15 protein-coding genes are annotated in these 13,224 nt (G+C 60.6%); 7 read left to right on the top strand and 8 right to left on the bottom strand.

Annotation, left to right across the window (positions count from 1 at the left end; translation table 11 throughout):
- Positions 1 to 172: 172 nt before the first annotated feature.
- The 6 genes from rluB to ACZZ0G_RS19885 all read right to left on the bottom strand — a co-directional run bounded on the left by rluB (position 173) and on the right by ACZZ0G_RS19885 (position 5,189).
- On the bottom strand, positions 173 to 1,396 hold the full coding sequence (rluB, locus tag ACZZ0G_RS19910; RefSeq protein ID WP_116254430.1) for a 23S rRNA pseudouridine(2605) synthase RluB: 1,224 nt from the start codon (positions 1,394 to 1,396) through the stop codon (positions 173 to 175).
- A gap of 143 nt (positions 1,397 to 1,539) precedes the next feature.
- The gene (locus tag ACZZ0G_RS19905; protein WP_463557258.1) at positions 1,540 to 1,731 is read right to left on the bottom strand and encodes a DUF1289 domain-containing protein; all 192 of its coding nucleotides are present in this window, start codon (positions 1,729 to 1,731) and stop codon (positions 1,540 to 1,542) included.
- A 128-nt stretch (positions 1,732 to 1,859) separates the two neighbouring features.
- On the bottom strand, positions 1,860 to 2,849 hold the full coding sequence (gene scpB, locus ACZZ0G_RS19900) for an SMC-Scp complex subunit ScpB (RefSeq protein WP_463557257.1): 990 nt from the start codon (positions 2,847 to 2,849) through the stop codon (positions 1,860 to 1,862).
- A gap of 11 nt (positions 2,850 to 2,860) precedes the next feature.
- A complete protein-coding gene (locus ACZZ0G_RS19895; protein ID WP_172828192.1) occupies positions 2,861 to 3,559 on the bottom strand; it encodes a segregation and condensation protein A in 699 nt (232 codons plus the stop codon).
- A gap of 123 nt (positions 3,560 to 3,682) precedes the next feature.
- Positions 3,683 to 4,312, bottom strand: coding sequence for an L-threonylcarbamoyladenylate synthase (locus tag ACZZ0G_RS19890; RefSeq protein ID WP_463557256.1), 630 nt, complete (start codon positions 4,310 to 4,312; stop codon positions 3,683 to 3,685).
- A 13-nt stretch (positions 4,313 to 4,325) separates the two neighbouring features.
- Positions 4,326 to 5,189, bottom strand: coding sequence for a PHP domain-containing protein (locus ACZZ0G_RS19885; RefSeq protein ID WP_034153247.1), 864 nt, complete (start codon positions 5,187 to 5,189; stop codon positions 4,326 to 4,328).
- An 87-nt stretch (positions 5,190 to 5,276) separates the two neighbouring features.
- Between ACZZ0G_RS19885 and ACZZ0G_RS19880 the strand changes: the two genes are divergently transcribed.
- From ACZZ0G_RS19880 to ACZZ0G_RS19855, 6 genes are all read left to right on the top strand, one after another.
- Positions 5,277 to 5,876, top strand: a complete 600-nt coding sequence (locus tag ACZZ0G_RS19880; protein WP_007919675.1) for a septation protein A — start codon at positions 5,277 to 5,279, stop codon at positions 5,874 to 5,876.
- 1 nt (position 5,877) lies between these two features.
- Positions 5,878 to 6,177: a YciI family protein gene (locus ACZZ0G_RS19875; RefSeq protein WP_016987935.1), complete on the top strand. Its 300-nt coding sequence runs from the start codon at positions 5,878 to 5,880 to the stop codon at positions 6,175 to 6,177.
- Positions 6,178 to 6,286: 109 nt separating this feature from the next.
- A complete protein-coding gene (locus tag ACZZ0G_RS19870; RefSeq protein ID WP_463557255.1) occupies positions 6,287 to 6,697 on the top strand; it encodes a translation initiation factor 2 in 411 nt (136 codons plus the stop codon).
- Positions 6,698 to 6,704: 7 nt separating this feature from the next.
- Positions 6,705 to 7,382 (top strand): response regulator transcription factor, encoded by a 678-nt coding sequence (locus tag ACZZ0G_RS19865; protein WP_007919679.1) that lies wholly within the window; start codon positions 6,705 to 6,707, stop codon positions 7,380 to 7,382.
- A gap of 240 nt (positions 7,383 to 7,622) precedes the next feature.
- Complete coding sequence (locus ACZZ0G_RS19860) at positions 7,623 to 8,072, top strand: Spy/CpxP family protein refolding chaperone (protein WP_122600208.1); 450 nt, start codon at positions 7,623 to 7,625, stop codon at positions 8,070 to 8,072.
- Between the two features lie 178 nt (positions 8,073 to 8,250).
- Positions 8,251 to 9,591: a sensor histidine kinase gene (locus ACZZ0G_RS19855; protein ID WP_463557254.1), complete on the top strand. Its 1,341-nt coding sequence runs from the start codon at positions 8,251 to 8,253 to the stop codon at positions 9,589 to 9,591.
- Between the two features lie 351 nt (positions 9,592 to 9,942).
- Here ACZZ0G_RS19855 and ACZZ0G_RS19850 read toward each other — a convergent pair whose 3' ends face one another.
- Positions 9,943 to 10,509 carry a nitroreductase family protein gene (locus tag ACZZ0G_RS19850; RefSeq protein WP_463557253.1) on the bottom strand — a complete coding sequence of 189 codons (567 nt, stop codon included), beginning with the start codon at positions 10,507 to 10,509 and terminating at the stop codon, positions 9,943 to 9,945.
- Positions 10,510 to 10,630: 121 nt separating this feature from the next.
- Between ACZZ0G_RS19850 and ACZZ0G_RS19845 the strand changes: the two genes are divergently transcribed.
- Positions 10,631 to 12,085, top strand: a complete 1,455-nt coding sequence (locus ACZZ0G_RS19845) for a TrkH family potassium uptake protein (protein WP_016984216.1) — start codon at positions 10,631 to 10,633, stop codon at positions 12,083 to 12,085.
- Here ACZZ0G_RS19845 and ACZZ0G_RS19840 read toward each other — a convergent pair.
- On the bottom strand, positions 12,042 to 13,103 hold the full coding sequence (locus tag ACZZ0G_RS19840; protein ID WP_463557252.1) for an AraC family transcriptional regulator: 1,062 nt from the start codon (positions 13,101 to 13,103) through the stop codon (positions 12,042 to 12,044). The genes ACZZ0G_RS19845 and ACZZ0G_RS19840 overlap by 44 nt on opposite strands.
- Positions 13,104 to 13,224 lie beyond the last annotated feature (121 nt).

Raw genomic sequence — 13,224 nt, 5'->3', positions numbered from 1 at the left:
GAATGCAGCCCGGGACGCTCCGCGTCCCTCTAGAGCCGAACGCGGAGCGTCCGTTGAGGCATTCCCACGCAGAGCGTTGGAACGATCGGTGCGCGCAGACAAAAAAACGCCAACCCTGAGGTTGGCGTTTTTGCTTTGGCTTGAAGCTTGCCGCTAGAAGCTCACAGCTGCCTTATTCCGGCTTCTTGCGACCAAACCCCGGACGCTGACCGGAACCGGCCGGTGCGCCACGACGCTTGCCCGACGGCTTGTCACCGTCAACCAGTTTGATCCCCGGACGCTTCGGCGCAGGCTTGGCCGGGCGCTTGTTGGTGGTGTCTGCTGGACGATCTGCCACTGGCGTACCACGACCGCTCGGAGCACCACGCTCGCCACGCTCAGTGCGACCGTTGGCCGGACGCGGAGCGCGCTCGCCGTCACGGGCGGCAACTGGCTTGCGACCTGGACGCTCGCCTTCGATCTGCGGCTCACGGCTTGGGCGTGGGCCAGTCGGCGCGCCAGCGGCTGGACGCAGCGTGCGTACGCGCTCGGTCTTGGCCATTGGACGCGACGATTTGCGCTGCATGCGCTCGAGCTTGTCTTTGCTCTTGGCGTTCAGTTGCGGCATCGCAACCGGGGTCAGGCCGACTTCAGCACTGAGGATGTCGACTTCGTACTGGCTCATTTCGCGCCAGCGGCCCATCGGCAGGTCGGAATTGAGGAACACCGGACCGAAACGCACGCGCTTCAGACGGCTGACCACCAGACCTTGCGACTCCCACAGACGACGAACCTCACGGTTACGGCCTTCCATCACCACGCAGTGATACCAGTGGTTGAAGCCTTCGCCACCCGGCGCCTGCTTGATGTCGGTGAACTTGGCCGGGCCGTCTTCCAGCACCACGCCGGCCTTCAGGCGCTCGATCATTTCGTCGTCGACTTCACCGCGTACACGCACGGCGTACTCACGGTCCATTTCGTAGGACGGGTGCATCAGGCGATTGGCCAGCTCACCGTCAGTGGTGAACATCAGCAAACCGGTGGTGTTAATGTCGAGACGACCGATGTTGATCCAGCGACCTTCTTTCGGACGCGGCAGCTTGTCGAACACGGTCGGACGGCCTTCCGGGTCGTCACGGGTGCAGATCTCGCCATCGGGTTTGTTGTACATGATCACGCGGCGCACCGATTCGGCCGCCTCTTCGCGCTTGATCACCTTGCCATCAATGGTGATGGCGTCGTGCATGTCGACGCGCAGACCGAGGGTGGCGTCTTTGCCATTGACCTTGATCCGGCCCTGGCTGATCCAGGATTCCACGTCACGGCGCGAGCCGACGCCGATACGGGCGAGGACTTTCTGCAGCTTTTCGCCTGCTGGGCCGATTTCCTGGTCGTCTTTCTGAATGATGTCGCTCATCTGGGCACCTCCCGGTGTGGTCTGTTCAGGCGGCGCCTGAAGCATTGAAATCTGGGTTCCAAGCCGAAGGGATCGGCGAAGGGTCGCGAATCATACGCGGATGTGCGCCGTCGCGCATCAGAGACTAGCTGATCGATCGACAGTTATTTCTTTTTCCGCCGACCGGCGCCACCGAGTTTGCTCAGGCGCAGCGCGGCTTCGGCCAGTACGCTGCGCTTGTCGTCCTTGTCGAGTTTCTTCCAAGCTTTGATTTCGCGCTTGCTGCGGCCGCAGCCGAGGCAGATGTCGTCGGTGAATTTGCAGAGGCTGATGCAGGGGTCTTTGGTGGAACTCATCACTCACTCCGAATATTCACCGTTTCCTGTGGGAGCGAGCCTGCTCGCGAAAGGGCCCTGTCAGTCAACGTCATCGTTGTCTGACACACCGCATTCGCGAGCAGGCTCGCTCCCACAGTTGTTCGTAATCAGTCCTCGAATTCGCGGCGTTCGGCTTCGATGGCTTCGGCCAGGGCGCGGGCTTCGGCTTCTTCTTCGCTCAGCTCCGGTTCGGGGGCTGGCGCCGGTTGTTCGAGGGCGGCGACGGCGGCCAGAAGTTTTTCGCGGGCCTCAGCGACGCCAAGAATGTCCTCTTCGGTTTCGGTTTCGGCTTCAGGCTCTGCCTCAAGTTCAACTTCAATGGAAGGCTCGGCGATCTCAACTTCGACTTCCGGCTGGGTCGTCGGTGCTTCTGCATCCGCCGCATCCCGCAGCAAATCATCAAAGTCGGTCTTGATCCCCTCCTCCATGCTGTCCAGTTCCAACAGCAAAGTATGGAAGCTGGTTTCCTCCTTCTCTTCCTCCGGCTCGGCGCTGGCATCGGCCAGTTCCTGCAAGCCTTGCGGAACCGGCGCATCGTCGAAATCGAGCACCGGATCGGTTTCCATCTCGCGCAGTTCGGCCAGCGGCGGCAGGTCTTCGAGGTTCTTCAGGTTGAAGTGATCAAGAAACATCTTGGTGGTGGCAAACATCGCCGGTTTGCCTGGCACGTCGCGGTAACCAACGACGCGAATCCACTCACGTTCCAGCAAGGTTTTGACGATGTTGCTGTTCACCGCGACCCCACGCACATCTTCAATCTCGCCACGGGTAATCGGTTGGCGATAGGCGATCAGCGCAATGGTTTCCAGCAACGCGCGCGAGTAGCGCTGCGGGCGTTCTTCCCACAAGCGGCCAACCCACGGCGAAAACTTTTCGCGAATCTGCAAGCGATACCCGGACGAGACTTCCTTGAGTTCGAACGCTCGCCCCTCACAGGACTTGCCGAGCAGGGTCAGGGCTTTCTTGAAGACCGCCGGCTCAGGGCGTTCGCCCTCTTCGAACAGTTCAAAGAGACGATCAAGGGATTGCGGCTTTCCCGAGGCCAACAGAAAGGCTTCAAGCAGGGGCGCCAGCTCGCGGGGTTCAGTCAGGTTCATGTTTCGACTCGTTATTCGGCTCGGGCTCGCACGTGGATCGCTGCGAACGGCTCATTCTGCACCAGCTCGACCAAGGATTCCTTGACCAGTTCAAGGATCGCCATAAAGGTCACCACCACACCCAGCCTGCCCTCTTCGGCCGTGAACAGCTCGACGAACGGCACAAAGCCACCGCCCTTGAGCCGTTCCAGCACATCGCTCATGCGCTCGCGGGTGGACAATGCCTCGCGGCTGACCTGGTGGCTTTCAAACATGTCGCCACGGCGCAGCACTTCGGCCATGCACATCAAAATCTCTTCCAGCGCGACATCCGGCAACAGCTTGCGCGCCCTTGCTTCCGGGGCATCGAGCTTGGGCACGATCACATCGCGGCCAACGCGGCTCAAGCCGTCGATGCCTTCGGCGGCAGCCTTGAAACGCTCGTATTCCTGCAAGCGGCGGATCAGTTCGGCGCGCGGATCATCTTCTTCGTCTTCGACGGTTTCCGCACGCGGCAGTAGCATGCGCGACTTGATCTCGGCGAGCATCGCGGCCATCACCAGATACTCGGCGGCGAGTTCCAGGCGCACCGACTGCATCAACTCGACATAGCCCATGTACTGGCGGGTGATTTCCGCCACCGGAATGTCGAGGATGTTGATGTTCTGTTTGCGGATCAGGTATAGCAGCAGGTCGAGCGGGCCTTCAAAGGCTTCGAGAAAGACTTCCAGCGCATCCGGCGGGATGTACAGGTCCAGCGGCATCTCCATGACCGCCTGGCCATAGACCATGGCAAACGGCAGCTCCTGCTGGGCGCCGGCCTGGGGATCGACAACGGTTTCCACTGCGGACATTCAGGCCTCGACCATGAACGGCGTCGGATCGCCGCAACCGACGCGGACCACTTCCGGGTCGTCGCCGGTCAAGTCGATCACGGTGGAGGCTTTGATGCCGCCGAAACCGCCGTCGATGATCAAGTCCACCTGGTGTTCGAGCAACTGGCGCATTTCGTAGGGATCGCTGAGCGGGTCGTCATCACCGGGCATGATCAGGGTCACGCTCATCAGCGGCTCGCCGAGCTCGGCCAGCAGCGCCAGCGCGATCGGATGGCTCGGCACTCGGAGGCCGATGGTGCGCTTCTTCGGATGCAGCAAAAGACGCGGCACTTCGCGGGTGGCGTTGAGAATAAAGGTGTACGGCCCCGGCAGATGCGCCTTGAGAATGCGGAAGGTGCCGGTGTCGATCTTGGCGTAATTGCCGAGTTGCGACAGGTCGCTGCAGATCAGCGCGAAGTTGTGCTTTTCATCGAGCTGACGCAGGCGACGCACGCGCTCGATCGCGGTCTTGTCGCCAATCTGGCAACCGATCGCGTAGGAAGAGTCCGTGGGATAAACCACCACCCCGCCCTTGCGAATGATCTCGACCGCCTGTTTGATCAGACGCGCTTGCGGGTTTTCCGGATGAATCTGGAAAAATTGACTCACATTTTCTACCTGTTCAGACGGCGGCAATATCTGTGTCATGTTTGAACCGACACCACAGGGGTGGAAGGTCCTCGGGAACCGGCCGGTACTGGCCGATCTCGGACCAGCCGCCAGGGCCATGGAAGTCACTGCCGGCGCTGACCAGCAGACCGAACTCACGGGCAAGGATTGCCAGGCTGCCGACCTGTTCCGCAGGCTGATGGCCATTGACCACCTCGATTGCATGCCCGCCTGCTTGAATATAGTCGGCAATCAGCTTTCGGCGCTTGCTGCGGGTGAAATCGTAGTGCCACGGATGCGCGAGGCTGACCCAGGCATTGGCGGCGCGCAGTGTGCCGACGGTGTCTTCCAGGGTCGGCCAGTGCAACTTGACGTCACCCAGCTTGCCGGCGCCAAGCCATTTGCGAAAGGCCTCGGCGCGATCCTTTACAAACCCTTCACGCACCATCCAGTCGGCAAAATGCGGACGGGCCGGGGCGTTGCCGCTGTCGCCCAGTTCCTGCTGGATTTTCCGCGCGCCGTCGAGGGCGCCGGGCATGCCTTTGAGGGCGAGCTTGCGGCTTATTTCTTCCGACCGCAGCCAGCGCCCATCGTGCAATTTGGCGATCGCCTCGACCAACGGTGCGGCGTTGACGTCGAAACCGTAGCCCAAGACATGAATGGTCGCGCCGCCCCAAGTGCAGGACAACTCGACGCCGTTGACCAGTTGCATACCCAATTCATTGGCGGCCGTACGCGCTTCGGCGAGACCTTCGAGGGTGTCGTGGTCGGTCAACGCCAGGACTCGCACGCCGTTCTCGAACGCACGCGCAACCAGAACCGCAGGCGCCAGGGCGCCATCGGAGGCCGTGCTATGGCAGTGCAAATCAACATTCACGGGGAGTTGTAACCTCAAATCAGCTGGCGCTATCGCGCGCCCATATGTTTGTTATTATGCCGCCACATCCAGCTTCTGGCTCTCACTGTGAAACAATTCATCGATTTCATCCCGCTTCTGCTGTTCTTCATCGTTTACAAACTTGATCCACGGGTCGTCGACATCGCTGGCCATGAAGTGACTGTAGGCGGTATTTACAGCGCCACGGCGATGCTGATCATCAGTTCCCTGGTGGTGTACGGCGCGTTGTTCATCAAACAGCGCAAGCTGGAAAAGAGCCAATGGCTGACCCTGATCGCCTGCCTGGTGTTCGGCAGCCTGACGCTGGCGTTCCACAGCGAAACCTTCCTCAAGTGGAAGGCGCCGGTGGTCAACTGGCTGTTCGCCGTCGCTTTCATCGGCAGCCACTTCATCGGTGACCGCCTGCTGATCAAACGCATCATGGGCCACGCGCTGACCCTGCCGGATCCGGTCTGGACCCGCCTGAACATCGCCTGGATCGCCTTTTTCCTGTTCTGCGGGGCCGCTAACCTGTTCGTCGCCTTTACCTTCCAGAGTTACTGGGTGGATTTCAAGGTGTTCGGCAGCCTGGGCATGACCCTGGTGTTCCTGGTCGCACAGGGCATTTACCTGTCGCGCCATCTGCACGATGCCGATACCACAACAACACCAAAAACCGAGGACTGACATGCTCTACGCCATCATTGCCACCGACGTCGCCAACTCGCTGGAAGCACGCCTGGCCGCACGCCCTGCGCATCTGGAACGCCTGCAAGCGCTCAAGGGCGAAGGCCGCATCGTATTGGCCGGGCCGCACCCGGCCGTCGACAGCAATGATCCGGGCGCAGCGGGTTTCACCGGCAGCCTGATCGTCGCTGAATTCGATTCCCTGAGCGCTGCGCAAGCGTGGGCCGATGCCGATCCGTACATTGCCGCTGGCGTTTACGCCAATGTGATCGTCAAGCCGTTCAAGCAAGTCCTGCCGTAACCCTTTCCCACGCGATGAACCTTCTTGGTTCATCGCGTTCTCAATCGCTCATTATTCTCGTTTGCCTGCCGACAACCTGCCCAATATCCATTTGGAAACAGGTGTCGCGATGCGCAAGGGTCCGTTGTGTCTGATGTTGGTCACGTTGTCGATCATGGCACCCGCCCATGGTGAGGAAACCACCGAAGGCGGCAACTCCACGCCATTGTCGTTAAGCGCCGGCAGCCAGATCACCGAGTTGCAGCAGCGCCTCAAGGCCAGCGAGCAGCAGCGGGAAGAACTGAACAAACAACTGCAAAATGCCGACAACACCCGTGAAAGCGCCCAGCTTGCCCGGCTGCGCCAAGAGAACCAGCGTCTCAAGCTGCAACTCAAGGAAGCCCAGGCCAGCCCGCTGCCGCGTCTGTTGACCGAGCAGCAGCAGTGGTTCGTCACGGGAGCCGGGGTAGCGCTATTGGCGCTGCTCTGCGGTATCTTTGCCAGCGGAGCAAGCCGAAAACGTCGGCAATGGCTAAATTGAGTGAGTCATGAGCGAGCTGTTACTGATTGATGATGACCAGGAGTTGTGCGAACTCCTGAGTAGCTGGTTGAGCCAGGAAGGCTTCCAGGTGCGTGCCTGCCACGATGGTCAGAGTGCGCGCAAGGCCTTGGCTGAAACCGCCCCGGCGGCGGTGGTGCTGGACGTGATGCTGCCTGACGGCAGCGGTCTGGAACTGCTCAAGCAATTGCGCAACGATCACGCCGATCTGCCGGTGCTGATGCTCTCGGCCCGTGGCGAGCCGCTGGACCGTATCCTCGGCCTGGAGCTCGGCGCCGATGATTACCTGGCCAAGCCTTGCGATCCGCGTGAACTGACCGCCCGCCTGCGCGCGGTGTTGCGCCGCAGTCACCCGGCAGCGGTATCGACCCAGCTTGAACTGGGCGATCTGAGTTTCAGCCCGGTGCGCGGTGTGGTCAGCATCGACGAGAAAGAGCTGACCCTGACCGTTTCCGAAAGCCGTCTGCTTGAAGCGCTGCTCAAGCAACCCGGCGAGCCGCTGGACAAACAGGAACTGGCGCAACTCGCCCTCGGTCGCAAACTGACCCTGTACGACCGCAGCCTCGACATGCACGTCAGCAACCTGCGCAAAAAGATCGGCCCGCACCCGGACGGTCGTCCACGGATCGTCGCCCTGCGTAGCCGCGGTTACTTCTATAGCCTCTGAACCGCGCGCGGCACGCTGCGATCGATCGTTCCCACGCTCTGCGTGGGAATGCAGCCGGGGACGCTCTGCGTCCCACAGCCTCAAGATCGCAGCGTGCCGCAGCTCCTGCACCGGATATGTGTAAGGCTTACAACAAAGCGTCTTTACCCAAGCTTTACGTAGCGCTGACCGCCGCTGACCTTGATCTCCGTAATCTGAACTCATCCGGAACGTACCGGGAACGAGACAAGGAGATACACCATGCGCAAGACTCTTATCGCTCTGATGTTCGCTGCCGCTCTGCCAACCGTCGCCATGGCCATGCCGCAAGATGGCGGCCCGATGGGTGGCCCGCTTGACGGCCCACGCCACGGCGGTCAGATGCACGGCATGCACGGCAAAGGCCCGTACAGCCAACTCGACCTGTCCCGCGAACAGCGCGAGCAGATCCGCAAGATCATGGGCGAGCAGATGCACGAGCGTAAGCAAGTGGTCGACAAGTACCTGGAAAAACTCTCGCCGGCCGACCAGAAAGCCATGAAGGACGAGATGGCGGCCAACCACAAGAAAGCCGAAACCGATGTGCGGGCGCTGCTGAAACCGGATCAACAGAAGAAATTCGACGAGATCCAGAAGAAGCAGGCCGAACGTCGCGCCGAATGGGCCGAGTTCAAGGCGTGGAAAGCGCAGCAGCCGCAAAAGGCGCAATAATGATCTAACTTCAGGCCCGACGGCTCACCACCCCGCCGGGCCTGTTTTCACCCGTTCAACTGTGGGAGCGAGCTTGCTCGCGAATGCGGTGTATCAGACACAGAAATGTTGACTGACACTCCGCTTTCGCGAGCAAGCTCGCTCCCACATGGGTTTTGCATTGTTCTGAGGATTTTCTGTGCGTTCACTGTTCTGGCGTATTCTCGCGAGCTTCTGGCTGGCCATCGCTCTGGTGGCCGGGTTGTCCATTCTGCTCGGGCACATGCTTAACCAGGACGCGTGGATTCTCAGCCGCCATCCGGGCCTCAACACCCTCGCCGGCGAATGGACACAAACCTACGAAGCTCAGGGCGAAGAAGCCGCCCAAGACATCCTCGAACAGCGCAAACGCCAATATCACATCGACGTTCAGGTGCTCAATGAATCCGGCGACCCGGTGGTGCGCGGCACCTTTCCGCGCCGCGCCGCCGCCTTCGAAGCACGCCAGAATAATGATGACCGCCGCCTGCCATGGCGGCGCCTCACTGACGAATTCACCAGTGAAAAAACCGGCGACACCTACCTGTTCATCTACCGCATCCCGCACCCGGAACTCGACTCGTGGCACCGCGAAAGTCTGCTCTGGCCATTGAGTGCGTTGGGCATCGCGCTGGTGGTGCTGACTCTGTTCAGTTTGCTGGTGACCTTCTCCATCACCCGCCCGCTCAGCCGTTTGCGCGGCGCGGTGCATGATCTGGGGCAGACCACCTATCAGCAGAACAGCCTGGCGAAACTGGCCAACCGTCGTGATGAATTCGGCGTGCTCGCCAATGACTTCAACCGCATGGGCGCACGCCTGCAAAGCTTGATTGGCAGTCAGCGTCAGTTGCTGCGCGACGTCTCTCATGAGTTGCGCTCACCGTTGGCTCGGTTGCGCATTGCCTTGGCACTGGCGGAACGCGCCAACCCTGAAGAACGGGAAAAACTCTGGCCACGCCTGACCCGCGAATGCGATCGACTGGAAGCGCTGATCAGTGAAATTCTGGTGCTGGCGCGGGTCGATGCTGACAACGCCAGTGCCGAAGACGTGGATTTGAATGCGTTGCTCGGCACGTTGCAGAAGGACGCGAAGCTGGGATCGCCCGAGCAGATCGTGCGCCTTGATGCCGAACCGCAGTTGAACCTGAAGGGCTGGCCGACCATGATCGAGCGTGCCGTCGATAACCTGCTGCGCAATGCCCAGCGCTTCAACCCGGAAGGTCAGGCGATTGAAATGCAGGCGTCGCGTCAGGGCGAAAAAATTGTCGTGAGTGTGCGTGACCATGGGCCGGGGGTGCAGGCCGAACATTTGAGCCAATTGGGCGAGCCGTTTTACCGCGCTCCGGGGCAGACGGCGGCAGGGCATGGCTTGGGGCTGGCGATTGCGCGGCGTGCGGCGGAACGCCATGGCGGGAGTTTGACGCTGGCCAATCATCCACAGGGTGGGTTTATTGCCAGTCTGGAATTGCCGTTGGTGCCGGGAGCGGTGGTGCAACCCTGAGAGCCGCCCTCACCCCAGCCCTCTCCCGGAGGGAGAGGGGGCCGACCGCGATGTCTTGCGTCATACATCGACCTGAAAAACCGAGTCGATTATGGACTCTGAACCCGTAATCAACCCTGTATCGACTTAACCCGAAATCGATTATGGACTTTGAACCCGTAATCAACTCTGTATTCGACTTAACCCGAAGTCGATTATGGGCTCTGAACCCGTAATCAACTCTGTATTCGACTTAAACCGAAATCGATTATGGATTCATTGCAGATCGCTCAAGTCGGCGTACCTCTACAGCATCCCCCAATCAGTCCCCTCTCCCTCTGGGAGAGGGCTAGGGTGAGGGGCTTTTGATCTTCAGCCCTTACCGGGCCAGGCGCTGACAAACTCAGCCAGATCAACCTTCTCCGCCACACGCGGCTCTTTCTGCGGCGTCCCAAGGTAGAGAAACGCAATTACCTCCTCACCTTCCGCCAAGCCCAAGCCTTGCGCCACATGCTTCGAATAAGCCAAATCCCCCGTACGCCACACCGCACCAATCCCCTGCGCATACGCCGCCAGCAAAATCCCGTGCGCCGCACACCCCGCCGCCAGCAACTGCTCGGCCTTCGGATATTTAACGTGCTCCTGCAATTTAGCGATCACCACAACCACCAGCGGCGCACGTAGCGGGCCGTTGCGCGCCTTGTCGATCATCGCTTCGGTGACTTCGCCTTCCTGCTGCTGCGCAGCCTCGGCCAGCAACTCGCCCATCTGCTCGCGCGCCGCGCCTTCGACGGTCAGGAAGCGATACGGCTGCAAATGCCCGTGATCCGGTGCACGTAAAGCTGCGCCAAACAGGGCTTCGCGCTGCTCGGCAGTGGGGGCCGGTTCGACCAGTCGTGGAACGGAAACACGGTTGAGCAACGCGTCGAGAGCCTGCATCGGCCACCTCCTGAAAAATATGTGCGGCTATTCTAGCTTCATCTGCCAACAGGATGCCGGTTTACATGCCCTGCCCCACGGGTAGAATGGCGCCCTTCCTACATCAGCCCGAGCGGACTTCATGGCGTTGCCGACCTTACGGATCATTGGTTTCATCATCGGCATCTTCCTGATCACCCTGGCCGTGGCCATGGTCGTGCCGATGGCCACCCTGGTGATTTTCGAGCGCACCAGCGACCTGCCGTCGTTCCTCTGGGCGAGCATGATCACCTTTGTCGCCGGCCTCGCACTGGTGATCCCTGGCCGTCCGGAACACATACACCTGCGCCCGCGCGACATGTACCTGCTGACCGTCAGCAGTTGGCTGGTGGTGTGCATTTTCGCCGCGCTGCCGTTTCTGCTGACCCAGCACATCAGCTACACCGACTCGTTTTTCGAAAGCATGTCGGGCATTACCGCCACCGGCTCGACCGTGCTCAATCATCTCGACGACATGTCACCGGGCATTCTGATGTGGCGCTCGTTGTTGCACTGGATCGGCGGCATCGGCTTTATCGGTATGGCGGTGGCGATTCTGCCGCTGCTGCGCATCGGTGGCATGCGCCTGTTCCAGACTGAATCCTCGGACCGTTCGGAAAAGGTCATGCCGCGCTCGCACATGGTGGCGCGGCTGATTGTGGCCGCTTACGTCGGCATCACCATTCTTGGCAGCCTGGCGTTCTGGTGGGCGGGAATGAGCCCGTTCGATGCGATCAACCACGCGATGTCAGCGATTTCCACCGGTGGTTTCTCGACTTCCGACCAGTCGCTGGCCAAGTGGACGCAACCGGCGGTGCACTGGGTCGCGGTGGTCATCATGATTCTCGGCAGCCTGCCGTTCACCCTGTACGTGGCGACGTTGCGCGGCAACCGCAAAGCGTTGATCAAGGATCAGCAAGTGCAGGGGTTGCTCGGCATGTTGCTGGTGACCTGGCTGGTGCTCGGCACCTGGTACTGGTGGACGACCAACCTGCATTGGCTGGATGCCTTACGACACGTGGCGCTGAACGTGACCTCGGTGGTCACCACCACAGGCTTTGCCCTCGGCGATTACAGCCTGTGGGGCAACTTCTCGCTGATGCTGTTTTTCTATCTGGGGTTTGTCGGTGGCTGTTCCGGCTCGACGGCGGGCGGGATCAAGATCTTCCGTTTCCAAGTCGCCTATATCCTGCTCAAGGCCAACCTTAATCAGCTGATTCACCCGCGCGCGGTGATCAAGCAGAAGTACAACGGTCATCGTCTCGACGAGGAGATCGTGCGCTCGATTCTGACCTTTTCGTTCTTCTTCGCCATCACCATCTGCGTGATCGCCCTGCTGCTGTCGCTGCTCGGCGTTGACTGGATGACCGCGCTGACCGGCGCCGCCAGCACCGTGTCCGGCGTCGGCCCGGGCCTGGGTGAAACCATCGGCCCGGCGGGCAACTTCGCCACCCTGCCGGATGCTGCCAAGTGGATCCTGTCGTTCGGCATGCTGCTCGGCCGACTGGAGATCATTACGGTGTTTGTGCTGTGTATTCCGGCCTTTTGGCGTCACTGACCGCACCCGGCGCCTGCAACAACCGCGTCCGGTAATCGCCGGGCGTGGTGTCGAACCAGCGGCGGAACGCGCGAAAGAAGTTGCTCGGATCGGCAAAACCCAACAGATAAGCAATTTCCAGCAAGGTCATGCTCGGCTGCGCCAGATATTGCTCGGCCAATTCGCGGCGGGTGTCATCGAGCAGTTGCTGAAAACTCGTGCCCTCCTCCTGCAAACGACGCTGCAAAGTGCGCTGCGACAAATGCAGGGTCTGCGCCACGGTGTCGCGCTTCGGTTCACCTTGTGGCAGCAGACGGCACAACACCTGGCGCGCCTTGTGGGTCACGCGGCTTTCGGAAAATCGCGCCAGATACTCCCCGGCAAAGCGGTCATGCAACAGCGCCATGGCCTCGTTGGCGGTGGGCAGCGGCGCTTCCATATCAGCCCGTTCAAAAATCAGCGCGTCGTAGGGTGCGTTGAACACCAACGGTGCGTGAAAGGCTTGTTTATAGGGTTCCAGATTATCCGGCTGATCACCCTGCACCAGCACCTTGACCGGATGCAGGGTGCGCCCGGTCAGCCAGCCGCACAGGCCCAGCGCACAGGCCAGCGACGCTTCGGCACTTTGTCGGGTCGGCGGCAGATGGTCGCCGTGCACGGTCAGAATCAGCGCGTAACCTTCTTCCAACAGGCGAAAACTCAGGTCGGCACTTTCGGCAATGATCCGCTGATAACGCACCAGTCGCTGAAAGCCTTCGGCCAGAGTATTGCTCGACATCAACGCGTAGCCAGCGACATGAAACGACGCCGGTCGCACCACTTTGCCCATGTTCAGGCCGATCGCCGGATTGCCGGACAGCTCGACCGCCCGTTGCCAGAGGCGGGTCATGGAATCTTGTGGAAAGCGCGCATCCGGATCATCCAGAGCCGTGTAATCGAGCCCCAGTTGCTTGAACAGAACCCGGCAATCCAGGCCGTCCATCTCCAATGCTTTGACAATCCCCATCGCCCAGCTTGCAGAAGTCGTTCGTTCGCTCATGGCGTTTTTCTTTTACATGAGGGGCCGCATGTTACGGCCTGATTTGCGAAGGATACTAAAGTGGCGCCGATTGTCACTGGCCCACGCCAATGATCACTCTAGACTCAAATAAGCTACCCGC

The sequence above is a fragment of the Pseudomonas sp. AC169 genome (assembly GCF_979258515.1).
This window is presented reverse-complemented; position numbering and strand designations above follow the sequence as displayed.

Bases quoted from the DNA above. Each gene is read 5' to 3' on its own strand.
- scpB (WP_463557257.1), bottom strand. From the start codon at position 2,849: ATGAACCTGACTGAACCCCGCGAGCTGGCGCCCCTGCTTGAAGCCTTT.
- ACZZ0G_RS19850 (WP_463557253.1), bottom strand. From the start codon at position 10,509: ATGCAGGCTCTCGACGCGTTGCTCAACCGTGTTTCCGTTCCACGACTG.
- ACZZ0G_RS19875 (WP_016987935.1), top strand. From the start codon at position 5,878: ATGCTCTACGCCATCATTGCCACCGACGTCGCCAACTCGCTGGAAGCA.
- rluB (WP_116254430.1), bottom strand. From the start codon at position 1,396: ATGAGCGACATCATTCAGAAAGACGACCAGGAAATCGGCCCAGCAGGC.
- ACZZ0G_RS19840 (WP_463557252.1), bottom strand. From the start codon at position 13,103: ATGAGCGAACGAACGACTTCTGCAAGCTGGGCGATGGGGATTGTCAAA.
- ACZZ0G_RS19845 (WP_016984216.1), top strand. From the start codon at position 10,631: ATGGCGTTGCCGACCTTACGGATCATTGGTTTCATCATCGGCATCTTC.
- ACZZ0G_RS19870 (WP_463557255.1), top strand. From the start codon at position 6,287: ATGCGCAAGGGTCCGTTGTGTCTGATGTTGGTCACGTTGTCGATCATG.
- ACZZ0G_RS19860 (WP_122600208.1), top strand. From the start codon at position 7,623: ATGCGCAAGACTCTTATCGCTCTGATGTTCGCTGCCGCTCTGCCAACC.
- ACZZ0G_RS19865 (WP_007919679.1), top strand. From the start codon at position 6,705: ATGAGCGAGCTGTTACTGATTGATGATGACCAGGAGTTGTGCGAACTC.
- ACZZ0G_RS19905 (WP_463557258.1), bottom strand. From the start codon at position 1,731: ATGAGTTCCACCAAAGACCCCTGCATCAGCCTCTGCAAATTCACCGAC.